The sequence below is a fragment of the Nonomuraea angiospora genome, assembly GCF_014873145.1.
Lineage (GTDB): Bacteria > Actinomycetota > Actinomycetes > Streptosporangiales > Streptosporangiaceae > Nonomuraea > Nonomuraea angiospora.
This window is the reverse complement of record NZ_JADBEK010000001.1, coordinates 5,928,271-5,951,390: the sequence shown is the minus strand read 5'-3', so window position 1 is coordinate 5,951,390 and position 23,120 is coordinate 5,928,271. Positions and strand designations below refer to the sequence as shown.

Genomic DNA, 23,120 nt, shown 5'->3' with positions numbered 1-23,120 from the left:
GGAGGTCCGACCGCCTCCCCGAACAGGACCCGGGCCGGGTGCGGTGGGGTTGCCGACCCGAGGCATCGAGCCACGTGCGCGTGAATGCCGACCCGAGGCGCCCGCCGCCGTTCGGTGTGCGCTTGCTGCAGGCGTGCAGGATCGAGGGGCCGGCCGCGTGCGCTGGGTGTCCGGTCCAAGGGCTGGCCGCGTGCTTGCGGCGGGTGTCCGGTCCGAGGCGTCCGGCCCCCATTCGGTGGGTGTCCGGTCCGAGGCGTCCGGCCCCGTTCAGTGGGTGCTCGCTGTGGCGTGCGAGACCCACGGGCCCCCGGCCGCGAGCGGCGGCTTGCCCACCCGAGGCGCCTGGCTTTGCGCGGTGGGTGCTCGCTGCCGACGTGCAGGGTCGATGGACCTGGCCGTGTGCGGTGGGTTGCTCGCCGGAAGAACGGAGAGTCCCGGGAGGCCCTGGTGTGCTTGAAATGGAAAGGCCCCCGCCGAGTGGCGAGGGCCTCCCGAAGGGCGGTGGTTACACCGAGCGGGCCTTGAAGAGGGCGCGGCGGGCCGCCTTGGCGACCTGCTTGTCCGGGTGGACCTGGGAGATCAGGTCCAGCAGCTCCTCCACGTGCGAGTGCGGAATCCGCCAGATCACCTCGAGCAGGTCGTTGACCATCTCCGGCCCGATGTCCCGCAGGCTGCTCACGAACTCCGAACGCCCCAGCCCGGCCGAGATCGTCCACATGTCCAGGATCAGCCAGTGGGTGTCGTCCTGGGTGGGCTCGGGAGCCCCCTCGATCTCCAGCTGGCTCAGGTGCGTGGCCGCGTAGGGCCGGAGCGAGGGCTGTTTGAGGGCCGCCTGCCAGGCCGGGATGGCGGCCTCGCCCAGGGTGCCGACCACGCTGGCCGCCTGCACCCTGATCAGCGCGTCGCTCTCGTCCTCGGCCGCCGCCTCCAGCAGCTCCTCGGCCGCCTTGCCCGGCTCCCGGAGCCGCATCCAGGCCGCGAACTCCGCGTCGGCCTCCTCCTCGGGCAGCTCGGCGCTGAGCGCCAGCAGCTCGTGGGCGCTCATGGACTCGATCGCGGGCCGCGCGTCCACCTCGATGTCGGCGTCGTCCACCAGGTGGACGACGCCCTCGGTGCCGAGCGGCGTGAGGCGCAGGGTGCTGCCGTCGAGCTCGACCATGCCGTATCCGGCGAGCCAGTCGATGGCGGGGGCCAGCGGGTCGCCTGCCGCCTCCCACGCGTCCGAGCCCAGCTCGTCGAGGTCGGCGGCGGACTCGGCCAGGTCCTGCGCCAGGTCGTCGAGGTCGCGCGAGCCGCCCGCCAGCAGCAGCCTGACCAGCAGGCCGCGGGTCAGGCCAGCCAGCGCCATCGTGAGGTCTTCGTCGCTCAGCTCGGGGTCGCCGTAGTCGACGGAGTGGAGCCCGAGCATCCAGGCGTCGAGCACGTCCTCGTCGTCGTCGAACGGCCACTCCGAGGTATCGTCCTGCACCGCGACCGTGTTGCCCTCGCCGGGCTGGAGGAACTCCAGGTCCACGGCCAGGTTCCAGATGTTCCACAGCTGCGGGACGGCCTCGGCGATCGGGCCCTCGGTGTCGGGCCTGGGCAGCCCGACGGCCGCCAGCGCCTCCTCCACCTCGGCGTCGGTGAGCAGGGTGTCCTCGCCCACCCGGCGACCGGACCCCACCCAGAGGGCGAGGTCGCGGGCCTTGGCCACCAGTGGCGCCTGCCGGGCCGCCGCGGCCAGCTCCGAGTCGGGCCGCAGCCTGATCGTGTCGAGTTCGGCGAGGTCGTCCGCGAACGGCTCGAAATCGCCCAGGTCGCCGACCTCGTCCTCCTCCTCGTCGTCGCCTTCGGCGTCGTCGAGCAGCTCTTCCATGAGGTCGACGAACTCGTCCTCGACGTCGTCGAGCTCAGCCTGCAGATCGGCGAGGGAGTCCGAGCCCTTGGCGAGCCTGCCGGTCTGGGAGAGGAACGTCAGGTACGCGTCCACGGCCGGGAGCATCCCGTCCGCGGCGGCGTCGGGATCCTCCACGACCTTGGGCATGCGGTCGAGCAGCAGGTTGCGCAGGTCAGCACGCTTCCACGTGCCGAGGTCCTGCGAGAAGGCGAGACGGTGCCACAGTGCGGCGGGCCCCACGAGCTCGGGGTCGCTTCCGGGCGCGTTCGCACGCGCCCACATGATGAACTCTTCGAGCAGGGGTCGCAGCTCAGTGGCGGCTACCTCGATGCGATCTGTCACGCACTCAGGCTAGTGCGCCCACGAGGCACTCGGCTCCCCAAATACCTGGTTTCGCCGATCATGACGTGCGGCGCATTGCCTCCGTTATACGTTCGGCCGCCGCCATAACGGGCACCGCGTGGAGCCGTCCCGGTGCCCTCGTGAGCCGTTCGATGGGGCCGGAGACCGACACGGCCGCGATCACCTTGCCGCCGCTGCCCCTTATGGGCGCCGACACGCTGGCCACCCCCTGCTCGCGCTCGCCGACGCTGTGGGCCCAGCCGCGGCGCCGTACGGAGGCGAGGGTCGCGGCGCTGAACTTGGCGCCGCGCAGGCCGCGGTGCAGCCGGTCCGGCTCCTCCCACGCCAGCAGTATCTGCGCGGCCGAGCCCGCCCCCATGGGCAGCGCGGAGCCCACCGGCACGGTGTCCCGCAGGCCGCTCGCGCGTTCGGCGGCCGCGACGCAGACGCGCTCGTCGCCCTGGCGGCGGTAGAGTTGCGCGCTCTCCCCGGTGAGATCCCTGAGCTGCATCAGCACGGGGGCGGCCACCGCCAGCAGCCGGTCCTCGCCGGCCGCGGTGGACAACTCGGAAAGCCGGGGACCCAGTACGAACCTGCCCTGTGTGTCACGACTCACAATGCGGTGGTGCTCAAGTGCGACGGCCAGCCGGTGGGCCGTGGGGCGGGCCAGACCGGTGGCCTGGACGAGCTGCGCCAGGGAAGCGGGTCCCGCTTCGAGGGCATTGAGTACAAGAACTGCCTTGTCGAGTACTCCGACTCCGCTAGAGTTGTCCATAAACCGATACTGCCGTCTCGACATATGAGAAGGCAAGTCGGAGGCAAACTCCCCCGCGAGGGAGCGCCGGTCTCTGGACTGAGGAACGAAGGGAGCGTAGCGACCGGAGTGACGAGGGAAGAGACCGGACCTCAGCGACCGAGCCGCGATGCGCAGCATCGCAGTAAGCAAGGGCGGCGACCGGCGGGACCGGGCCTGAGCAAGCGGTGCGATGGCGCATCGCGAACAAACAGGAGGAGATCATGGGCCGCACACTGGCCGAGAAGGTCTGGGAGCAACACGTAGTCCGGCGGGCCGAGGGCGAACCGGACCTGCTCTACATCGACCTGCACCTCATCCACGAGGTGACCAGCCCGCAGGCGTTCGACGGGCTCCGTCTCGCCGGCCGGAAGGTGCGGCGGCCCGATCTCACGATCGCCACCGAGGACCACAACGTGCCGACCGTGCTCGGCCCGATCTCCGACCCGGTGTCCAAGACGCAGGTCGAGACGCTGCGCAAGAACGCCGCCGAGTTCGGCATCAGGCTCCATCCGATGGGCGACGCCGGTCAGGGCGTGGTGCACATCATCGGCCCGCAGTTCGGGCTGACGCAGCCGGGCATGACGATCGTGTGCGGTGACTCCCACACCTCGACGCACGGCGCGTTCGGCGGCATCGCGTTCGGCATCGGCACCTCCGAGGTCGAGCACGTGCTGGCCACGCAGACGCTGCCCGCGTACCGGCCGAAGACGATGGCGATCGAGGTCTCCGGCGAGCTGCCCGCCGGCGTGACCGCCAAGGACCTGATCCTGGCGATCATCGCCAAGATCGGCACCGGCGGCGGCCAGGGCTACATCGTGGAGTACCGCGGCGAGGCCGTGCGCAAGCTCTCCATGGAGGGCCGCATGACGGTCTGCAACATGTCGATCGAGGCGGGCGCCCGCGCCGGCATGATCGCGCCGGACGAGACCACGTTCGAGTACCTGAAGGGCCGCCCGCACGCGCCCGAGGGCCAGGCGTGGGACGAGGCCGTCGAATACTGGAAGACGCTGCGCACCGACGACGACGCCGTGTTCGACAAGGTCGTGGAGATCGACGCCTCGACGCTGACCCCGTACGTCACGTGGGGCACCAACCCGGGCCAGGGCCTGCCGCTGGGCGAGTCCGTCCCGTCGCCGGAGAGCTTCTCCGACCCGGTCGAGCGCTCGGCCGCCGAGCGGGCGCTGGAGTACATGGGCCTGACCGCCGGCACGCCGCTGCGTGAGATCGAGGTCGACACGGTGTTCGTCGGCTCGTGCACCAACGGCCGCATCGAGGACCTGCGCTCGGCCGCCGAGATCCTGCGCGGCCGCCAGGTGAGGACCCGCACGCTGATCGTCCCCGGCTCGATGCTGGTCAAGCTGCAGGCCGAGCAGGAGGGCCTGCACGAGGTGTTCAAGGCCGCCGGCGCCGAGTGGCGCGAGGCCGGCTGCTCGATGTGCCTGGGGATGAACCCCGACACGCTCCAGCCCGGCGAGCGCAGCGCCTCCACCTCCAACCGCAACTTCGAGGGCCGCCAGGGCAAGGGTGGCCGCACCCACCTGGTGTCGCCGCAGGTCGCCGCCGCGACCGCCGTCACCGGCCGTCTGACCGCGCCCGCCGACCTGTAAAAGGAGACCTGGACCGATGGAAGCATTCACCACCCACACCGGTACGGCGGTGCCGCTGCGCCGCAGCAACGTCGACACCGACCAGATCATCCCGGCCGTCTGGCTCAAGCAGGTCAGCCGCACCGGATTCGAGAAGGGCCTGTTCTCGGCCTGGCGCGAGGACCCGACGTTCGTGCTGAACGACCCGTCCTACGAGGGCGGCTCGATCCTCGTCTCCGGCCCCGACTTCGGCACCGGCTCCTCGCGTGAGCACGCGGTCTGGGCGCTGCAGCAGTACGGGTTCCGCGTCGTGATCGCAGCCCGCTTCGGCGACATCTTCCGCAACAACTCCACCAAGATGGGCCTGCTGCCGGTCGCCCTGCCGGGCGACAAGGTCGAGGCGCTGCAGTCGGCCGTCGAGGCGGACCCGAAGCTCGAGGTCACCGTCGACCTGGCCGAACGCCAGGTCCGCTGGGCCGATGAGGTCGTGCCGTTCGAGATCGACGACTACACCCGCTGGCGGCTCATGGAGGGCCTCGACGACATCGGGCTGACCCTGCGTCACGCCGACGAAGTGGCGGCGTACGAGAATGGTCGGCAGCCATGGCTGCCGACGACCGTCTAGAAGACGACGAACTGGCGCGGCGGTTGCGCGAGGCGCACCGCCGCGTCCGCCTGCTCCCCGCCGCCGAGAAGGACCGGCTGGCCCGCCGCTACCTCGCGATTTGCGATCTGGCGAAGCGCGACCCGGAAAGGGCTGCCGCCCGCCTCGACGCGTTTCTGGCCGCTCTCGACACGCCACGTAGTGAGGAAAACGCGCTAGGTGATTGAGTTCACTCGCGATCCCGCCTACTTTCAAGCGCGTAAGGGGTTTCTAGGGCGAACTCGTGAGCTGGAACCCCGAGCCGTAACTGGGGGAGCAGGACTTTCATGAACAAGCGAGAACTCGTCGAGGCCATCGCTGATCGGGTGGGCGACAGGAAGACGGCCACCGAGGCCGTCAACGCGGTCATCGACACCATCCAGAAAGCCGTGGCGAGCGGCGACAAGGTCTCGATCACGGGCTTCGGCGCATTCGAGATGGTGAACAAGCCCGCCCGCACGGCCAGGAACCCGTCGACCGGCGCGGAAATCAACGTTCCCGAGAGCTGGGGGCCGAAGTTCCGCCCGGGATCCGACTTCAAGGAACTGGTCAACCAGGGCGGCAAGAAAGTCGGAAAGAAGAAGTAAACCCAGCACGCGCTTCCGCCCGGGCCATCGGCCCGGGCGTTTCGCTTTTCGGCCCGCAATCGGCGCGGCCGGGACCCGGCAAAAGTTACTCGGAATCGCCCGCCGGCGGCCGGCCGCCGAAGGCGTCGGGGACCGGGAAGGTCGAGAGCGTGATGTAGGCGATCCGCCCGCCGGACATCCCGAGGTTGACCCGCTGCCCCGTGCGCAGCAGCCGCAGCGGCCCCGCGTCGAAGGCGGGCGTGCCGAACTCCAGCACGGTCCCGTCGTCGAGGAACACCGTCCCCGAGCGCGTGGTCTCGTCGAAGCTGCGTACCGTTCCCTGCACGCTGATCAGCGTAATTCGTTTGCCCCTCGCCCGGCCAGGCCACCAGGATGAAGCGACATGGGGCGTACGGGCGATTTCTGGCGGTTCGCGTGGGCGAACGCCATCACACAGACGGGAACGCAGGTCACGGTCGTGGCCCTGCCCCTGGCGGCGCTCCTGGTCCTGGACGCCGGGGCCTTCGAGCTCGGCCTGCTGTCGGCGGCCGAGATGCTCGCGTTCCTGCTGATCGGGCTGCCCGCGGGCGTGTGGGTGGACCGGTCGCGGCGCCGCCCGATCCTCATCTGGTCCGACGTCGCGCGGGGCGTGGCGCTGCTGTCGATCCCGGTGGCGGCCTGGCTCGACGTGCTGACGCTGCCGCAGCTGTACGCGGTCGCCCTCGTGCTGGGCGTGGGCACGGTCTTCTTCGACGTCGCCCACATGAGCTTCCTGCCCGCCATCGTGACCAAGGAGCGCCTCGAACGCGGCAACGGCGTCCTGGAGGTCACCAGGAACACCTCGCTGCTCGCGGGGCCGGGCTTAGGAGGCTGGGCGGTGGCCGTGTTCACCGCGCCGATCGCGCTGCTCGCCGACGCCGTCAGCTATCTCCTCTCCGCGCTCCTGCTGTCGGGCGTGCGGGCCGAGGAGAGCCCGCGGCGAAGCGAGCGGAGGCTGCGCCAGGAGGTGTCGGAGGGCATCAGGTTCGTCGCGGGAGAGCGGGTGCTGCGCAGGGTCGCGGTCGGGGGCGCGCTCGTCATGACGGCCAACGGCATCTCCACGGTCGGCCTGCCGCTCTACCTGGTCAAGGAGCTGGGAGTCGGCTCCGCCCAGTACGGGCTGCTGCTGTCGGCCGCCGCCGTCGGCTCCCTCGTGGGCGCCGCGCTGGTGGCCCGCGTCACCGCGCGCTTCGGCAGCGGCCCGGCCCTGTACGGCTCCGCCGTCCTGGCGACCGTGCTCTACCTGCCCGCGCTGGCGACCGGCCCCGGCTGGCGGCTGCTGATCTTCCCGGTGGCCTCGTCGTTGTTCGGCGTGGTGACTTCGATCTTCGGCGTGGCCCAGCTCAGCTACCGCCAGCGCATCACTCCCGACCACCTGATGGGCCGGGTCAACGCCAGCATGCGTTTCCTCATGTGGGGGGCGTACCCGCTCGGCGGGCTGGCCGGGGGCGCGCTGGGGGAGTGGCTCGGCGGCTACGCGGCCTTCGCCGCGGGCGTGGCCGTGATGGGCCTGGCGCACCTGGCGGTGGCGACCTCGCCCGCCATCATGAGGACCTCCGCGAAGACGTCATGAGGATCTCCGCGAAGACGTCATGAGGATCTCCGTGAAGACGTCATGAGGACCTCCGCGAAGACGTCATGAGGATCTCCGGCAAGACGTCATGAGCCGGGCCACAGCTCGGCGACGACCGCGGCCGTGTGGCGGCCGAGGCCCAGGGCGATGGCCGCGCGCAGGTCGTCGGGCGTGTCCACGTCCCGCCGCACCGAGTCGATCCCCGGCACGCACAGCTCCTTCGCCCCGCCCGCCAGGTGCTTGGCCCGCGACTCCCCGCCGAACCTCGGCGTGAACGGCATCCCGGGCCGCACCCCGTAGAAGGTCGTCCCGACGTCGAGCGCGTCCGGCACGAAGGACTGGTCGAACTCGGCGGCGGCCTCCAGCGCCGTCCCCAGCTCCGGCGACCGCAGGGCGGGCAGGTCCGCCTGGAGCGCCCCCACCGCGTCGCCGGGCGCCACGCGTACGGCATGGGCGGCCCCGGTGCGCAGGGCGGTGTTCAGGCCGCGGTCCGGGTCGGGCACCACCTCGGCACCCAGCGCGCCCAGCGGCCCGGCCGCGGCGGGGTCGGCCGTCACCACGATCACCCGGGCGACCCGCGCGCACGCGAGCGCCGCCGCCACCGTGTCACTCGCCACGGCCACGGCCAGCCGGGTCCGGTGCGGGCCCGTGGCCGCCGCCAGCCTCGTCTTCGCCGCGACCAGCGTCTTCACCGGGATGACCAGCGACCAGCGGATGCTCATAGTCTTAAGCATCCCGCCTCGACATCCCGCGCGGCCAACCGGGAGACTTGGGGCGCATCCCGTACGTGTTGGAGGAGACCATGAGCCGCCCCGCGCGACCGTCGCGTTTCTGGGAAACCCTGGCAGTCGTCCTCGTGAAACCGCTGTCCCGGCTCCTGGTCAAGAGGGACTGGCGTCGTGGGGAGCGCATCCCGCGCACCGGCGGTGTGATCATCGCGGCCAATCACCTCTCATGGACTGATCCGGTCCTGCTGTCGCACTTCCTCTACAACAACGGGCGCTGGCCGGTAATCCTGGCCAAGGCCGGTCTGTTCAGGGTGCCGTTCCTGGGCAGGGCGGTGACGGCGCTCCTGGCCATCCCCGTCGACCGGGGCAGCGCCGAGGCGGCGAAGTCCCTGCACATCTCGGCCCAGCGGCTCAAGGACGGCGGCGCGATCCTGTTCTATCCCGAGGGCACCTGCACCCGCGATCCCGATCTGTGGCCCATGGTGGGCAAGACGGGCGCGGCGCGGCTGGCGCTGGAGAGCGGCGCGCCGGTCATCCCGGTGGCCCACTGGGGCGCGCATGAGTTGCTGCCGTACGGGGAGAAGAAGCCCAGGCTGTTCCCGCGCAAGACGTTCCGCGTGTCGGTGGGCCCACCGGTGGACCTGTCGAAGTACGAAGGCAAGGAGCTGCACGCGGACGTGTTGCGCGCGGCGACGGCCGACATCACGGCCGCGATCACCCAGCAGCTCGCCGAGCTGCGTGGCGAGAAGGCCCCCGAGACTCCCTACGATCCCGCCGGGCGGTGATGGCATGACAAAGGTGGCCGTTTTCGGCACGGGTTCCTGGGGGACCACGTTCGCGATGATCCTGGCCGAGGCAGGCAACGAGGTCACGCTCTGGGGGCGCAGGCGGGAGCTGGTCGAGGCGATCGACCGCGACCACGTCAACCCCGACTACCTGCCGGGCATCCCCCTCCCGGAGCGGCTGCGCGCCACGACCGACCCGGCCCGGGCGCTCGACGGGGCCGAGTTCGTGGTGCTGGCGGTGCCGTCGCAGCAGTTGCGGCCCAATCTGGCCGCCTGGCGCGAGCACCTCCCGCCGAACGCGGTCCTGGTGAGCCTGATGAAGGGCATCGAGCTGGGCACGACCAAGCGGATGAGCGAGGTGATCCGCGAGGTCGCCGAGGTGCCCGAGGAGCGGGTCGCGGTCGTCTCGGGCCCCAACCTGGCCAGGGAGATCGCCGAACGCCAGCCCGCCGCCACCGTCGTCGCCTGCACCGACGAGTCGGTCGCCGCCCGGCTGCAGGCGATCTGCCACCTGCCGCCGTGGTTCCGTCCGTACACCAACCCCGACGTGGTCGGCGTCGAGCTGGGCGGCGCGGTGAAGAACGTGATCGCCCTGGCCGTGGGCGTCTCCGCGGGCATGGGCATGGGCGACAACGTCGGCGCCATGCTCATCACCAGGGGGCTGGCCGAGATCTCCCGCCTGGGCGCGGCCCTGGGGGCCGACCAGCACACGTTCGCGGGGCTCGCGGGCATGGGAGACCTCGTGGCCACCTGCACCTCGCCGCTGTCGCGCAACCGCACCTTCGGCGAGAACCTGGGCAGGGGCATGACCCTCGCCGAGGTCGTGGCCGCCACCAAGCAGACCGCCGAGGGCGTGAAGTCCTGCGAGTCCGTGCTGGAGCTGGCCAGGAAGCACGACGTCGAGATGCCGATCACCGAGGTCGTCGTCGGGGTCGTGCACGACGGCATGTCGCCGGCGGAGGCGGGTATGTTGCTCATGTCCCGATCGCCCAAGCCGGAGCGTTACGGGGTATGAGCGTGGGAGAAAGTCCTGATTACGGCGTGCTCGGCTCGCTGTGACCCGGACACCCCGGTAGATTCGGACACCATGAGCAAGCCACGCGTCGCCGTTGTTTTCGGAGGCCGCAATTCGGAGCACGCCGTGTCCCTGATGGGCGCGGGCAGTGTGCTGGATGCGATCGACAGGAGCAAGTACGAGGTGATCCCCATCGGGATCGCCCAGGACGGCAGGTGGGTGCTGGCGGCTTCCGACCAGCGGTTCGCCATCGAGTCGGGCGAGCTGCCGATCGTCGACACCTCGGGCGCGGCGCTGGCGCTGCCGTCCGGTGGGAGCTCGCTGGTGGCGTACGACCCCGGCAGCATCCCCGTGGAGCTCGGCGCGGTGGACGTGGTGTTCCCCGTGATGCACGGCCCGTTCGCCGAGGACGGCACCATCCAGGGGCTGCTCGAGATGGCCGGGGTGCGCTACGTCGGCTCGGGCGTGCTGGCCAGCGCGGTGGGCATGGACAAGGCCCACATGAAGACCGTGATGGCCGCCGCCGGTCTGCCGATCGGCCGCCACGTCGTCGTACGCGACCGCGACTGGCGGCTCGACCGCGACCGCGTGCTGAAGGAGGCGGAGGGGCTCGGCTGGCCGGTGTTCGTCAAGCCCGCCAGGGCCGGGTCCTCGCAGGGCATCTCCAAGGCCCACGACCTGGGCGAGCTGGAGGCGGCCGTGGAGTTCGCCAGGCAGCACGACCCCAAGGTGCTCATCGAGGCCGCCATCGTGGGCCGCGAGATCGAGTGCGCGGTGCTGGAGTCGCTCGGCGACGAGCCCGCGGTCGCGTCACGGCCCGGCGAGGTGAAGGTCGAGGGCGGCCAGGAGTTCTTCGACTTCGAGGCGAAGTACTACCCGGACCAGATGTCGCTCACCGTGCCCGCCGACCTCCCCGAGGAGGCGGCCGAGCAGCTGCGGGCCATGGCGGTGCGCGCGTTCGAGGCGCTCGACTGCGAGGGGCTCGCGCGGGTCGACTTCTTCTACACGCCCGAGGGCCACCTGGTCTTCAACGAGATCAACACCATGCCGGGGTTCACGTCGCTGTCGGTAGCACCGCAGCTCTGGGCCGCCTCGGGGCTGGACTATCCGGCGCTGGTCGACCGGCTCATCCAGCTCGCGCTGTCGCGCTCGGCTGGCCTGCGTTGAGCTCGCGCGGTCACCGGGACGGCGGCGAGATTTGGGCGATCGGCTTCGACAGGTCCGCCAGCACCTCGGCGGCCACGTGCTCGCCGCCGACCGTGACCTCCACGTAGGCCGCGTCCGTGACCGCGGTGAACAACGTGGGCTTGTCGGGATCGGCGAACCACCCCACCCCGCCGATCTCCTGGAGCTGGTCGGTGGGCGCCATCCTGGCGGGCCTCGGGACGCCGCAGCGCAGCGCGATGCTCCCGTCGCCCCAGACGGCCACGTACGGCGACTCGGGCGTGGACGTGCCACGCCGGTCGCCGTCGAGCGTCTGGGGCAGCAGCGTCGCCAGCTTGCCGCAGGCCGTCACCGCCTCGCCCGTCGGCTTGGGCGGATCGACCTGTACGGTGCCGCCGCAACCGGCGAGCGCGAGGAGAACGAGCAGGGCGGCGGCGGCACGCATGCGACGACTACCTTCAAATGTGGACGATCGGACACGTAAGAGTACGCGTGATCCCTTCCACCGCCTGAATCTGCGCGACGACGAGCTTGCCCAGCTCGTCGACGTTGTTGGCCTCCGCGCGCACGATAACGTCGTAGGGCCCCGTCACGTCTTCCGCCTGAGTGACCCCGGGAATCCCGGAAATCTCGCGAGCCACGGCAGCGGCCTTGCCGACCTCGGTCTGGATAAGGATGTAGGCCTGCACCATCACGTCCTCCCGGGCGATTGGATCACGCCGAAGGGCCACCGTACCCTGTGTGCGTCAGGAGGTGCGTCATCACAGTCGGAGATCTCGGCGAATTCGGAGTGATAAATCGGATTACCGGTCGTCTGCCCCAGGGTGCGGCGGTAATGCTCGGTCCGGGGGACGACGCCGCCGTGGTCAGCGCGCCTGACGGCCGGGTCGTGGTCTCAACGGATTTGCTGATCGAGGGTAGACATTTTCGGCGGGATTGGTCCAGCGGTTACGACGTGGGTCGTAAGGCCGCCGCCCAGAACCTCGCCGACGTGGCCGCCATGGGCGCCGTGCCGACGTCCCTCGTGGTCGGGCTGGGCGTGCCCGCCGACCTGCCGCTGGAGTGGCTGGACGGGCTGACCGACGGGTTCCGCGACGAGTGCGCGGTGGTCGGGGCGAGCGTGGCCGGGGGCGACATCACGCGGTGCGACCTGGTGGTCATCGGGGTGACCGCGCTGGGCGACCTGGGCGGGCGGGCTCCCGTGACGCGCTCGGGCGCCCGGCCCGGGCAGGTGGTGGCGGTGGCCGGGCGGCTGGGGTACGCCGCCGCCGGGTGGGCGCTGCTGGAGGCGGGCGTGCCGGACAACCCCGTCGTGGAGGAGGTCGTGGTCGCGCATCGGCGGCCGAGCCCGCCGTACGCGATGGGGCCGGGGGCGGCCGAGCTGGGCGCGAGCGCGATGCTGGACGTCAGCGACGGGCTGCTGCAGGACCTCGGCCACGTCGCCGAGGCCAGTGGCGTGCGGATCGAGCTGGATCCGGGGGCGTTCGCCGTGGGGGAGCCGGTTTCGGTCGCGGCCAAGGAGCTGGGGGCCGATCCGCTGGAGTGGGTGCTCACGGGTGGTGAGGATCACGCGCTCGCCGCGGTCTTCCCCGCGGAGGTACGTCTGCCGCCGTCGTGGCAGGTCGTGGGCCGGGTGGTCGAGGGCGAAGGCGTGCTGGTGCGGGGACGGGAGATCGGCCGCCGCGGCTGGGATCACTTTCGGTGATGACTTGTCCCGATTTAAGTGACATTTTCCGGATTTGTGGTGGGACTCCGGGGATTGCTGTGACAACGGTGTCGCAAAGGTGTTATGAAGATTGGCGGCCACTGTAACCGCGAGAAAGGGCAGCCATGGGCCGCCACGGCACAGGTGGATCCGACGACGGGGATGAACGGGGGAACAACAGCGCATTCTGGGGTCCTGACGAGCAGGCCGAGCCGCCGGGCTGGCCTTCGCTGCCGGACGAACCCGAGGTGACGGGCCAGTGGGCTCCCATGCCGCGGCGCACTGACGGACCGCTTCCGCGCGGGCCGCAGTCCGAGCCGTTCGAGACCACCGGTGCCTTCGCGCTGCCCAACAACTCCGACGGCGGCTTCCCCTCGGCCAACGACCCCGTGCGTGGCTTCCCGCAGCCGGGTCCTGGGGAGGAGGCCGGGCCGTTCGAGACGACGGGCGCCTTCGCCCGGCCGCCGGAATGGGGCCAACCGGGCGACCGCCCTTTTGACGCCGACCGTCCCGGCCCCTTCGACGGGGCGATGGAACGCACTGCCTTCTTCGACGGCCCGCCGGGCGCGCCCGGCGGGCGGGGCCCTTTCGACGCCGCGGCTCCCATGGAGGGGCCCGCCGAGCGTACGGCCTTCTTCGGCGGCCCGGACGCTCCCCCCGGTCCTGGAGGGCCGGGTCCGGGGCCGGCCGCCGGGCGCGGCCCCTTCGAGACGCCTGGTCCCTTTGACGGGCCCATGGAGCACACGGCCTTCTTCGACGGCCCCGACGTGCCGGGTGGCGCCTTCGGCGGACCACCTCCCGGCGACCGGCCCGGGCCGTTCGACGGGCCCGGCGACCGTACCGGCGCGGTGCCCATGTCGGCCGGTCCTCCCGAGCCAGGGGACGTCAAGGTGGCCGGGGAGCCCACGGCCGTGCAGGCGCCCGCCTGGGCGAACGCCGAGACCGGCTTCCTCGCCTCCGACTGGGCGGCCGACCCCGGCCTCGACGGGCCGGACGAGTCCAAGGGCCGCCGCGGGCGCCGTAAGGGCGGACGCGGCGGCGACGACGTGCTCACCCCGCCCCCGTCGTCGGGCGGCGGCAAGGGCCGCGTCGCGCTGCTGTCGGTCGCGGCGGTCGCCGTCGTCCTCGGCGGCACCGTGGCGGGCGTCAAGTTCATGAGCTCGCCGGGTACGCCCGACAAGTGCGCGGGCGCGACCTGCGCCGCCGTCCAGGCGACGAACAACCAGCCGGGTCCCGCGGCCTCCCAGCCGACCGAGGAGGAGACGACGCCGGAGGAGGAGCCGTCCGAGGAGGAGTCGGCGACGGACGAGCCGACGCCGTCCAAGACCGCGGCGCCGACGGCCTCGTACAGCGCCCGTACGCCGCGCCGCACCGCCTCCGCGACCCCCACGCCCACCAAGACCAAGGTGAAGACCTCCGCGAAGCCGACGAAGGAGCCGACGCCGCCCGTCGAGGAGCTCGCCTCCGAGACGCCGACCGAGGAGCCCTCGACGATCGACGACTCCGACACCGGCGGCGGGACCAGCGGCGGCAGCACCCCGCTCCCGTCCAGCACGAACACGTTCGGGTCCGGCCAGAGCGGCGCGATGAACATCACCCAGACCATCAAGCAGCGCGTGCTCAGCTACCGGGCCGACATGACGCTCTCGAACTCCTCCAAGGAGACGCTGGAGAACCCGACGGTCTCCGTCCCGGTCGAGGGCGATGTCATGACCGTGACCGGCGCCCAGTGGACGCAGGACGGCGATCTGCTGATCCTCGACCTGTCGGCGTCGCTGTCGGCCGGTGACTCGGTGAACGTCTCGTTCACCGCCACGGGCAAGGGCCAGAAGGCCGCCAACTGCGGGCTGGTCAGCGGGGACTGCGCCATCAGCTGAGTGGTTGGATGGGGGACATGACGGTTTCGACCCCTCCACGCGTGCTGACCGTCGCCGGCTCCGACTCCGGGGGCGGCGCGGGCATCCAGGCCGACCTGAAGACCATGCTGGCCATGGGCGTCCACGGCATGAGCGTCATCGCCGCGGTGACGGCTCAAAACTCCCTGGGCGTCCAGGGCTACTGGGAGCTGCCGCCCGAGGCCGTACGCGCGCAGCTCGACTCCGTCCTGGGCGACATCGGCGCCCAGGCGGTGAAGACCGGCATGCTGGCCTCCCCGGCGCTGGTCGAGGTCGTGGCCGACGCGCTCGGCTCGTACGCCGCGCCGGTGATCGTGGACCCCGTGGGTGTGTCGAAGCACGGCGACCCGCTGCTCGCGCCCGAGGCCGTCGACACGCTGCGGACGCTGCTGCTGCCCGTGGCCACCGTGGTGACGCCGAACCTGTGGGAGGTGGAGCAGCTCACCTCCGTCAAGGTGGAGGACGAGGACGGGCTGCGGGCGGCGGCCGAGGCCGTTCTGGAGCTCGGGCCCAGGTGGGCGCTGATCAAGGGCGGCCATCTGCCGGGCGCGCCGGTGGACCTGCTCACGGACGGCACGGACGAATACCGGTTCGCCGCCGAGCGCCTCGACAACCGCCACACCCACGGCACGGGCTGCACGCTGGCCTCGGCCATCGCCTCCCGGCTCGCGCTGGGCGACGACGTGCCGCAGGCGGTGGGGAAGGCGAAGGAGTACGTGACGGGCGCGATCGCGCGCGGCTTCCCCCTGGGGAGCGGCATCGGCCCGGTGGACCACGCCTGGCGCTGGCGCTGACTTCGGGGAAGAAAACGCTTTGGTGAAGAAAACGCGCAAGCCCGCGGCTCCCTGGGGAGCTACGGGCTTGCGCGAAAGTGGGAAGACTAGCGGGTGACCTTGCCCGCCTTGATGCACGAGGTGCACACGTTGAGCTTCTTCGGCGTGCCGCCGACGACCGCGCGGACCGTCTGGATGTTGGGGTTCCAACGACGACGGGTACGGCGGTGGGAGTGGGACACGTTGTTGCCGAAGGTCGGGCCCTTGCGGCAGACATCGCAGACGGAAGCCACGGTTCGCTCCTTAAAACAGTCGATGTAGCCCTGTCCGCTGATGCTTTCCGGGCGGAGGGCATGCCGGGACAACCGGCCAGCCAGACGAGAATATCCGATCCACACCGATGGGCGCGAACCGGAACGCTGGACCGGTGGTCCGGCGGCGATATTCTCCATCGACAACCGTAGCGCATTCGGGCGACGCCGGGAGCCGGGAGGGTGCAGATGAAGATCCTCGACCCGCCGGCGGTGCGCCGCTGGGCCCGCCTGGCCGCCGACGCGCTCGGCCGGGCCAGGACCGAGATCGACGCGCTGAACGTCTTCCCCGTGGCCGACGGCGACACCGGCACCAACCTGCACCTGACCATGCTGTCCGCGGCCGAGGCCGTCGAGTCGCTGCCCGACGACGTGGACGCGGCCGTGGTGTGGCAGACGCTCTCGTACGGCGCGCTCGTCGGGGCCCGCGGCAACTCCGGCGTGATCGTCAGCCAGGCGTTACGCGGCCTCGCCGAGGTGCTCAAGGACGGCTCCGACCTGCGGGCCGGGCTGCTCAGGGCCGCCGTGCTGGCCAGGGAGGCGGTGGCCAGGCCGGTGGAGGGCACGGTGCTGAGCGTGCTGGAGTCGGCCGCGCGAGCCGTACAGGACGTGGAGGAGGGCGACCTGCGGACGGTGGCGCGGCAGGCGGCGGGCGAGGCCCGCGCCGCGCTGCGCCGCACGCCTTCCCAGCTGGACGTGCTGGCCCGCAGCGGCGTGGTGGACGCGGGCGGCGCGGGCGCGGCGATCGTGCTGGAGACCCTGGCCTCCGTGATCACCGACTCCTACAGCGACCACTACGACGTGCCCGCGCCGACCTCGCGGGTCGCGCCGATGGCCGAGGTGGGGGCGGGCTACGAGGTGATGTACCTGCTGGACGCCGACGACGCCGCGGTGGCCGCGCTGCGCGAGGAGCTCGACGCCATGGGCGACTCGCTGGTCGTGGTCGGCGGCGACGGGTTGTGGAACGTGCACGTCCACGTGGCCGAGGCCGGTCCCGCCGTCGAGGCCGGGCTGCGGGCGGGGCGGCCGCACCGGATCAGGATCACGTACCTGGCCGAACGCACCCACCGCGGCAGCGCGGGCCGGGGCGTGGTGGCGGTGGCCGCGGGCGACGGGATCGCGGCGCTGTTCGAGGAGTGCGGCGCGGTCGTGGTACGCCGCGAGCCCGGCACCCGGCCCAGCCTGCCCGCCCTGCTGGCCGCGATCAGGCAGGCGGGCAGCGAGGTCGCGGTCCTGCCGAACGACGAGGGCGTCAGGTCGGTCGCCGCCGCGGCCGCGGAGGTCGCCCGCGAGGACGGGGTCGTGGTCAGCGTGCTGCCGACGAAGGCGACCGTGCAGGGGCTCGCCGCGCTGGCCGTACACGATCCGCTGCGCCGCTTCGACGACGACGTGGTGGCGATGACGGACGCGGCCGGGCACACGCGGTACGGACACGTGACGGTGGCGGACCGCGAGGCGATGACGAGCGCGGGGCTGTGCCGCCCCGGCGACGTGCTCGGCATGATCGACGGGGACGTCGCCGTGATCGGCGGCTCGCTCGACCGCGTGGCCACCATGGTCGTGGACCGGATGGTGGCCGGCGGCGGCGAGCTGGTCACCCTGGTCACGGGCGCGCAGGCGCCGCCGGGCCTCGCCGCGCGGCTGGAGGAACAGCTGCGCGGCACGCGGCCCGACGTGGATCTGGTCGTGTACGACGGCGAGCAGGGCGGCTATCCGCTCCTGATCGGCGTGGAGTGACACCGATGGACGGGATTCCTGTCGGGCCGACGCGGTAGAACTTAATGCCGTGAGCCGTTTCGACGAGCCTCTGACGAAGGCGCTCGACCCGAAGACCGCCAAGTTGCTGCACAGCGTGCTCGACCTGGAGACGGTCGGCGACCTGCTGCGCCACTATCCCCGGCGTTACGCCGAGCGCGGCGAGCTGACCACCCTCGACGCGCTGGAGGTCGACGAGCACGTCACCGTGGTCGGCGAGGTGACCAGGCTCATGCGCAAGCCCATGCGCAACCGCGGCGGCACCTGGCTGGAGGTCGAGGTCGTCGACGGCAACGGCAACCGGCTCTACCTGTCGTTCTTCGGCAAGGGCTCCCACGTGGCCGAGTCGCGGCTCAAGCCGGGGCAGCGGGGCATGTTCGCGGGCAAGGTGGGGCTGTTCGGGGCCCGGGCCAAGCCGCGCTGGCAGCTCGCCCACCCGGAGTTCGAGCTGTTCGAGGAGGGCGAGGCCAACGCGGAGGAGTTCGCGGCGGCGCCGGTGCCGATCTATCCGGCGGGCAAGGACGTCACGCCGTGGGCGATCAGGCGCGCGGTCGGCGTCGTGCTCGACACGCTGGGCCCGCTCGACGACCCGCTGCCCGCCGAGCTGCGGGCCCGCCACGGGCTGCAGGACCTGGGCGAGGCGCTGGCGGGCATCCACCGGCCGAAGGACTTCGCCGAGGTGGGGCGGGCGCGCAAGCGGCTGAAGTTCGACGAGGCGTTCGTGCTGCAGGCCGTGCTGCTGCGGCGGCGCCAGGCCGCCACCGCGCTGCCCGCCAAGCCCAGGCCGAGGCGCGGCGACGGCCTGCTGACCGACTTCGACGCGCGGCTGCCGTTCTCGCTGACGGAGGGGCAGGCGCAGGTCGGCGAGGAGATCGCCGCCGACCTCGCGCTCGAGCACCCGATGCACCGGCTGCTGCAGGGCGAGGTCGGCGCGGGCAAGACGGTGGTGGCGCTGCGGGCGATGCTCCAGGTGGTCGACGCGGGCGGCCAGGCGGCGCTGCTGGCCCCCACGGAGGTGCTGGCCCAGCAGCACCACCGCTCGATCACCGGCATGCTCGGGGATCTGGCGCAGGGGGGCATGTTCGGGGGCACGTCGGTCACGCTGCTGACCGGCTCCATGGGCGCCGCCGCCCGCCGCGCGGCCCTCCTGGACGCCGCCTCGGGCACGGCGGGGATCGTCGTGGGCACGCACGCGCTGCTGCAGGAGCACGTGCAGTTCGCCGACCTGGGGCTGGTCGTGGTGGACGAGCAGCACCGGTTCGGCGTGGAGCAGCGCGACGCCCTGCGCGAGAAGGCGGCCGGCGGCCGGCCGCACGTCCTGGTCATGACGGCCACCCCGATCCCGCGCACGGTCGCCATGACCGTCTTCGGCGACCTGGAGATCTCGACGCTGTCCCAGCTCCCGTCGGGCCGCGCCCCCATCACCACGCACGTCGTCCCGGCCGCCGAGAAGCCCCACTACCTCGAACGCACCTGGCAGCGGGTGCGGGAGGAGGTGGCGCTGGGGCGGCAGGCGTACATCGTGTGCCCGCGCATCGGCGACCTGGAGGGCGACGAGGGCGACCTGGCGGCGGCGCCGGCCGGCGACGACGACCGCCGCCCGCCGCTGGCGGTCCTCGACGTGGCCGAGCTCCTGAAGAGCGGCCCCTTCCACGACCTGCGGGTGGGCACGCTCCACGGCAAGCTGCCGCCGGAGGAGAAGGACGCGATCATGCGCTCCTTCACGCGCGGCGAGCTCGACGTCCTGGTGGCCACGACCGTCATCGAGGTCGGGGTCGACGTCCCCAACTCCTCCGTCATGATCATCATGGATGCCGACCGCTTCGGCGTCTCCCAGCTCCACCAGCTCCGCGGCCGCGTCGGCCGCGGCGGCCTCCCGGGCCTGTGCCTCCTGGTCTCCGACTTCTCCGAGGGCACCCCGGCCCGCGCCCGCCTCGACGCGGTGGCCACCACCCTGGACGGCTTCGAACTGTCGCGCGTGGACCTGGAGCAACGGCGGGAGGGCGACGTCCTGGGGGCGGCCCAGTCGGGCAAGCGGTCGTCGCTGAAGCTGCTGCAGCTCCTGCGGGACGAGGACGTGATCGCCACGGCCCGCGACGAGGCCGCCGCCCTGCTGGAGGAGGATCCGGACCTGAAGTCGCACGAGGGGTTGCGGGCGGAGATCGCCCGGCTGCTGGCGGACGAACGCGCGGAGTACTTGGAGAAGACCTGACCCGATGGCCGGGGCCGCCTGAGCAAGCCCCGGGCTGGGGGAGCGGCACGCGGCGTACGGTCGCCCGGGAGGCGGCGCCAGGCGGATAGCGGCCGTCGGGTGGCACAGGGGATCTCGGGCGACGGTGCGGTGGGGTGGTGTGCGGTGGTGTTCGGCGCGACGCGTGCGGCGGGTCGGGGCCGGGCTGCTGGCGGGGAGCGGCGTGCGGTGCTTTGCCCGGGCGGTAGTCGGGGCGCCGGGGCGGTGGGGAAGCTGAACGGTAGTGAGATGCCCAGCCGCGGGGACGGCCTCCCCCCGAATGCCGTCCCCGGCTGGGCCCACCCTCGGGTCAGGTGCCGAGGGAACCGGCGTGCGGAAGGGCTCACGATCACGCCGGTCGGCCTTCATGTGGGTCACCTTGAAGGCCGCAGAACTCATCATGCGGGCCCGTCGCGCCGATGTGAATCACCCTTGCGCACTCGAGGCAGACACTTGTCCACTCTTGACCTGCGCGAACATGCGGAACAATGGGTCACATGACGCGGATCATCGCAGGCAGCGCGGGTGGCAGGCGGTTGGCGGTGCCGCCGGGGCGGGGGACGAGACCGACCAGCGACAGGGCCAGAGAAGGGATCTTCTTGACGCTCGACTCGCTGTACGGCCTCACCGGCGCCCGCCTGCTCGACCTGTACGCCGGGTCCGGCGCGATCGGCCTGGAGGCGCTGTCCAGGGGCGCCAAGGAGGCCGTGCTGGTGGAGTCCGACCCCAAGGCGGTCAGGACGATCAAGGCGAACGTCCAGTCGCTGGGCCTCGACGGCGCCCAGGTGATCGCGGACAAGGTCGAGCGCGTGCTCGGCAAGCCGCCCGCCGAGCCGTACGACATCGTCTTCGCCGACCCGCCCTACGCCGTGTCCGACGAGGAGGTCCGGCGGACGCTGGAGGCGCTGCGCGACAACGGATGGCTGTTGGATGAGGCGCTGGTGGCATTCGAGAGGGAAAGCAGGGGAAAGGCACTGATGTGGCCGGAAGGCTACGTTGAGGAGAGGGTCCGTCGTTATGGCGAAGCGTCCGTTTGGTACGGTCGCGCCGCCGGGAACCCGTAAACCTGGGAGGCGTCTTGCGCCGCGTAGTCTGCCCGGGGTCGTTCGACCCCATCACGAATGGCCACCTCGACATCATCGGCCGGTCCGCCCGGCTCTATGACGAGGTGACCGTGGCAGTCCTCATCAACGTCGAGAAAAGCAGCCTGTTCACGGTGGACGAACGAATTGAGATCCTGCAGACCGTGACCAAGGAATATCCGAACGTCACGGTGCGGAAATTCCACGGACTGCTGGTCGACTTCTGCAGGCAGAACGACATCCCCGCCATCGTCAAAGGCATCAGGGTGGTCAGCGACTTCGACTACGAGTTGCAGATGGCACAGCTCAACTACCGCCTGTCGGGGGTCGAGACGCTGTTCATGCCGACGAACCCCGAATACTCGTTCCTGTCCTCCAGCAGGGTGAAGGAGATCGCCAGGTATGGTGGGGACGTCTCGGGCCTCGTGCCCGATCTCGTGCACAAGCTGCTCATCGAGCGGCTCAGGGGCTGAGCGCGACCTGCTATCCTTTCATTTCGGCCTTGTACGACGGCGATCGTCTCGCCATGCCTAGCGAGAGCAGGATGACTCAGCACCTCGACCCCCGCTCCCCGTGGGTGATCTCCACTCATGACCTGGGAAAGCGGCCGGGCACGATGCGGCAGATGACTCTGACCCTCCCGGCACCGGCAGATCTCGGCGTCGACATGATCGGTGTCCCCAAAGACGCCGAAGTCGAGCTGGACCTCCGGCTCGAAGCAGTGATGGAAGGCGTGCTCGTGTCGGGCACGGCGCAGGCCCCGCTCGCCGGGGAGTGCGCTCGCTGTCTCGACCCCGTCACCTCGGACCTCGAGGTCGACCTGCAGGAGCTGTTCTTCTACTCCGACGAGGACGCCTCGGAGGAGGACTCACTGCTCGACGGCGAGCTGCTCGACCTCGAGCCGACGTTCCGTGACGCGGTGGTGCTCGCACTGCCGTTGAGCCCCGTGTGCCGTGAGGACTGCGAAGGGCTCTGCACGGAGTGCGGGATCAAGCTGGCCGAGGCCGGCGAGGATCACCGGCACGAGAAGATCGATGCCCGCTGGGCGTCGTTGCAAGGTCTGATTACCGACAAAGATAACGATCAGGAGAAGTGACGTGGCCGTCCCGAAGCGAAAGATGTCGCGGAGTAACACCCGCCACCGTCGCTCCCAGTGGAAGACGACTGCTGTCGCCCTGGTGAGCTGCCCGCAGTGCCGTTCGCCCAAGCAGCCGCACATCGCGTGCCCCACCTGCGGCACCTACAACCGGCGTCAGGTCATCGAGCCGTCCGCCTGATCCGTCAGCAGTTGACGTGATGCCGACCGGGTGCGATGGTGCCTCGGTCGGCGTTACCGTCTCAGATGCGTGCGGCGGCGGTTCGCCCGCGGCCGTGGTGGACGCCGGGGCTACGCGTTACCCCGACGCCCACCACGTTTTCGGGCATCTTCCGCACTCCGCGCACCATGCGAAGATGTCCGAGGAGGAAAGCACGTGGGCACAGGTCCTAAGCCGGTGGCCGTAGAGGTCGCCCGAGACGAGCTGGAGCGGGTCCTGGCGGTCGGCCTCGACCCCGACATCCTGGAGCGGGCGCTGACGCACCGCTCCTACGCGTACGAGAACGGCGGCCTGCCCACCAACGAGCGCCTGGAGTTCCTCGGCGACTCGGTCCTGGGCCTGGTGGTCACCGACACCCTCTACCGCAACCACCCCGACCTGCCCGAGGGCCAGCTGGCGAAGCTGCGTGCCGCGGTGGTCAACATGCGCGCGCTGGCCGACGTGGCCCGCAACCTGGGCCTGGGCCGGTTCCTGCGGCTCGGCAGGGGCGAGGAGGGCACCGGCGGGCGCGACAAGTCGTCCATCCTGGCCGACACCCTCGAGGCCCTGATCGGCGCGATCTACGTCGACAAGGGGCTCGACGAGGCGTTCCGGGTGGTGCACCTGCTGTTCGACCCGCTGATCGTCCGTTCGGCCTCGCTCGGCGCCGGGCTCGACTGGAAGACCTCCCTGCAGGAGCTGACCGCCTCCGAGGCGCTCGGCGTGCCCGAATACCACGTCGAGGAGAGCGGCCCCGACCACGCCAAGTCGTTCACGGCGATGGTGCGGGTCGGCGGCGAGTCTTACGGTTCGGGCAACGGGCGCAGCAAGAAGGAGGCCGAGCAGCAGGCGGCCGAGGCGGCCTGGACCCGGATCAAAACCCGGCGGGAGCAGCGCGAGAGCCAGCCCGCCGGCTGAACGCCCCCGCCCGGGGCCAGCCATGGGCAGGACGCCCGGACCG

General features: G+C 71.4%; 25 protein-coding genes. 18 read left to right on the top strand and 7 right to left on the bottom strand.

Annotated features, from left to right (window positions below; translation table 11 throughout):
• Positions 1-505: 505 nt before the first annotated feature.
• Entirely contained in the window at positions 506-2,218 is a 1,713-nt protein-coding gene (locus H4W80_RS26710) for a hypothetical protein (protein ID WP_192787599.1), read from the bottom strand.
• A 58-nt stretch (positions 2,219-2,276) separates the two neighbouring features.
• Positions 2,277-2,993: an IclR family transcriptional regulator gene (locus H4W80_RS26705; protein WP_185068088.1), complete on the bottom strand. Its 717-nt coding sequence runs from the start codon at positions 2,991-2,993 to the stop codon at positions 2,277-2,279.
• A 242-nt stretch (positions 2,994-3,235) separates the two neighbouring features.
• Here H4W80_RS26705 and leuC point away from each other — a divergent pair, with 242 nt between their 5' ends.
• The 4 genes from leuC to H4W80_RS26685 all read left to right on the top strand — a co-directional run bounded on the left by leuC (position 3,236) and on the right by H4W80_RS26685 (position 5,830).
• Positions 3,236-4,621, top strand: coding sequence for a 3-isopropylmalate dehydratase large subunit (gene leuC / locus H4W80_RS26700; protein ID WP_192787598.1), 1,386 nt, complete (start codon positions 3,236-3,238; stop codon positions 4,619-4,621).
• A gap of 16 nt (positions 4,622-4,637) precedes the next feature.
• A complete protein-coding gene (gene leuD / locus H4W80_RS26695) occupies positions 4,638-5,225 on the top strand; it encodes a 3-isopropylmalate dehydratase small subunit (RefSeq protein ID WP_192787597.1) in 588 nt (195 codons plus the stop codon).
• Complete coding sequence (locus H4W80_RS26690; protein ID WP_192787596.1) at positions 5,204-5,431, top strand: SCO5555 family protein; 228 nt, start codon at positions 5,204-5,206, stop codon at positions 5,429-5,431. The genes leuD and H4W80_RS26690 overlap by 22 nt, the downstream gene beginning before the upstream one ends.
• A gap of 99 nt (positions 5,432-5,530) precedes the next feature.
• On the top strand, positions 5,531-5,830 hold the full coding sequence (locus tag H4W80_RS26685) for an HU family DNA-binding protein (protein WP_185068084.1): 300 nt from the start codon (positions 5,531-5,533) through the stop codon (positions 5,828-5,830).
• A gap of 85 nt (positions 5,831-5,915) precedes the next feature.
• On the opposite strand, the gene H4W80_RS26680 is transcribed toward H4W80_RS26685, so the two are convergent.
• Positions 5,916-6,155: a hypothetical protein gene (locus H4W80_RS26680; RefSeq protein WP_192787595.1), complete on the bottom strand. Its 240-nt coding sequence runs from the start codon at positions 6,153-6,155 to the stop codon at positions 5,916-5,918.
• A 57-nt stretch (positions 6,156-6,212) separates the two neighbouring features.
• On the opposite strand from H4W80_RS26680, the gene H4W80_RS26675 reads away from it, so the two are divergent.
• Complete coding sequence (locus H4W80_RS26675; RefSeq protein WP_192787594.1) at positions 6,213-7,421, top strand: MFS transporter; 1,209 nt, start codon at positions 6,213-6,215, stop codon at positions 7,419-7,421.
• An 86-nt stretch (positions 7,422-7,507) separates the two neighbouring features.
• Here H4W80_RS26675 and cofC read toward each other — a convergent pair whose 3' ends face one another.
• Positions 7,508-8,143 carry a 2-phospho-L-lactate guanylyltransferase gene (cofC, locus tag H4W80_RS26670; protein ID WP_318787072.1) on the bottom strand — a complete coding sequence of 212 codons (636 nt, stop codon included), beginning with the start codon at positions 8,141-8,143 and terminating at the stop codon, positions 7,508-7,510.
• An 80-nt stretch (positions 8,144-8,223) separates the two neighbouring features.
• Between cofC and H4W80_RS26665 the strand changes: the two genes are divergently transcribed.
• From H4W80_RS26665 to H4W80_RS26655, 3 genes are all read left to right on the top strand, one after another.
• Positions 8,224-8,934 carry a lysophospholipid acyltransferase family protein gene (locus H4W80_RS26665; protein WP_192787592.1) on the top strand — a complete coding sequence of 237 codons (711 nt, stop codon included), beginning with the start codon at positions 8,224-8,226 and terminating at the stop codon, positions 8,932-8,934.
• 4 nt (positions 8,935-8,938) lie between these two features.
• Complete coding sequence (locus H4W80_RS26660) at positions 8,939-9,949, top strand: NAD(P)H-dependent glycerol-3-phosphate dehydrogenase (RefSeq protein WP_192787591.1); 1,011 nt, start codon at positions 8,939-8,941, stop codon at positions 9,947-9,949.
• Between the two features lie 72 nt (positions 9,950-10,021).
• Positions 10,022-11,116 (top strand): D-alanine--D-alanine ligase family protein, encoded by a 1,095-nt coding sequence (locus H4W80_RS26655; RefSeq protein WP_192787590.1) that lies wholly within the window; start codon positions 10,022-10,024, stop codon positions 11,114-11,116.
• 10 nt (positions 11,117-11,126) lie between these two features.
• On the opposite strand, the gene H4W80_RS26650 is transcribed toward H4W80_RS26655, so the two are convergent.
• Together H4W80_RS26650 and H4W80_RS26645 are read right to left on the bottom strand one after the other, a co-directional pair.
• The gene (locus tag H4W80_RS26650; protein ID WP_192787589.1) at positions 11,127-11,558 is read right to left on the bottom strand and encodes a DUF3515 domain-containing protein; all 432 of its coding nucleotides are present in this window, start codon (positions 11,556-11,558) and stop codon (positions 11,127-11,129) included.
• Between the two features lie 13 nt (positions 11,559-11,571).
• A complete protein-coding gene (locus H4W80_RS26645) occupies positions 11,572-11,805 on the bottom strand; it encodes an Lrp/AsnC family transcriptional regulator (protein WP_106249262.1) in 234 nt (77 codons plus the stop codon).
• Positions 11,806-11,852: 47 nt separating this feature from the next.
• Here H4W80_RS26645 and H4W80_RS26640 point away from each other — a divergent pair, with 47 nt between their 5' ends.
• The 3 genes from H4W80_RS26640 (at position 11,853) to thiD (ending at position 15,507) form a co-directional block, all read left to right on the top strand.
• Entirely contained in the window at positions 11,853-12,818 is a 966-nt protein-coding gene (locus tag H4W80_RS26640; protein WP_318787071.1) for a thiamine-phosphate kinase, read from the top strand.
• Positions 12,819-13,087: 269 nt separating this feature from the next.
• Positions 13,088-14,695 (top strand): hypothetical protein, encoded by a 1,608-nt coding sequence (locus H4W80_RS26635; protein ID WP_192787588.1) that lies wholly within the window; start codon positions 13,088-13,090, stop codon positions 14,693-14,695.
• An 8-nt stretch (positions 14,696-14,703) separates the two neighbouring features.
• Entirely contained in the window at positions 14,704-15,507 is an 804-nt protein-coding gene (gene thiD / locus H4W80_RS26630; RefSeq protein ID WP_192787587.1) for a bifunctional hydroxymethylpyrimidine kinase/phosphomethylpyrimidine kinase, read from the top strand.
• 86 nt (positions 15,508-15,593) lie between these two features.
• Here thiD and rpmB read toward each other — a convergent pair whose 3' ends face one another.
• The gene (gene rpmB, locus H4W80_RS26625) at positions 15,594-15,779 is read right to left on the bottom strand and encodes a 50S ribosomal protein L28 (RefSeq protein ID WP_043618345.1); all 186 of its coding nucleotides are present in this window, start codon (positions 15,777-15,779) and stop codon (positions 15,594-15,596) included.
• A gap of 207 nt (positions 15,780-15,986) precedes the next feature.
• On the opposite strand from rpmB, the gene H4W80_RS26620 reads away from it, so the two are divergent.
• The 7 genes from H4W80_RS26620 (at position 15,987) to rnc (ending at position 23,077) form a co-directional block, all read left to right on the top strand.
• The gene (locus tag H4W80_RS26620; RefSeq protein ID WP_192787586.1) at positions 15,987-17,534 is read left to right on the top strand and encodes a DAK2 domain-containing protein; all 1,548 of its coding nucleotides are present in this window, start codon (positions 15,987-15,989) and stop codon (positions 17,532-17,534) included.
• Between the two features lie 49 nt (positions 17,535-17,583).
• Positions 17,584-19,764, top strand: coding sequence for an ATP-dependent DNA helicase RecG (gene recG, locus H4W80_RS26615; RefSeq protein WP_192787585.1), 2,181 nt, complete (start codon positions 17,584-17,586; stop codon positions 19,762-19,764).
• A gap of 515 nt (positions 19,765-20,279) precedes the next feature.
• Positions 20,280-20,846, top strand: coding sequence for a 16S rRNA (guanine(966)-N(2))-methyltransferase RsmD (gene rsmD, locus H4W80_RS26610; RefSeq protein WP_192787584.1), 567 nt, complete (start codon positions 20,280-20,282; stop codon positions 20,844-20,846).
• Between the two features lie 14 nt (positions 20,847-20,860).
• Positions 20,861-21,337, top strand: coding sequence for a pantetheine-phosphate adenylyltransferase (coaD, locus tag H4W80_RS26605; RefSeq protein WP_192787583.1), 477 nt, complete (start codon positions 20,861-20,863; stop codon positions 21,335-21,337).
• A 53-nt stretch (positions 21,338-21,390) separates the two neighbouring features.
• Positions 21,391-21,960 (top strand): YceD family protein, encoded by a 570-nt coding sequence (locus H4W80_RS26600; RefSeq protein ID WP_378525625.1) that lies wholly within the window; start codon positions 21,391-21,393, stop codon positions 21,958-21,960.
• Between the two features lies 1 nt (position 21,961).
• On the top strand, positions 21,962-22,141 hold the full coding sequence (rpmF, locus tag H4W80_RS26595; RefSeq protein ID WP_139632166.1) for a 50S ribosomal protein L32: 180 nt from the start codon (positions 21,962-21,964) through the stop codon (positions 22,139-22,141).
• Between the two features lie 195 nt (positions 22,142-22,336).
• Positions 22,337-23,077: a ribonuclease III gene (rnc, locus tag H4W80_RS26590; RefSeq protein ID WP_378525617.1), complete on the top strand. Its 741-nt coding sequence runs from the start codon at positions 22,337-22,339 to the stop codon at positions 23,075-23,077.
• Positions 23,078-23,120: the final 43 nt, after the last annotated feature.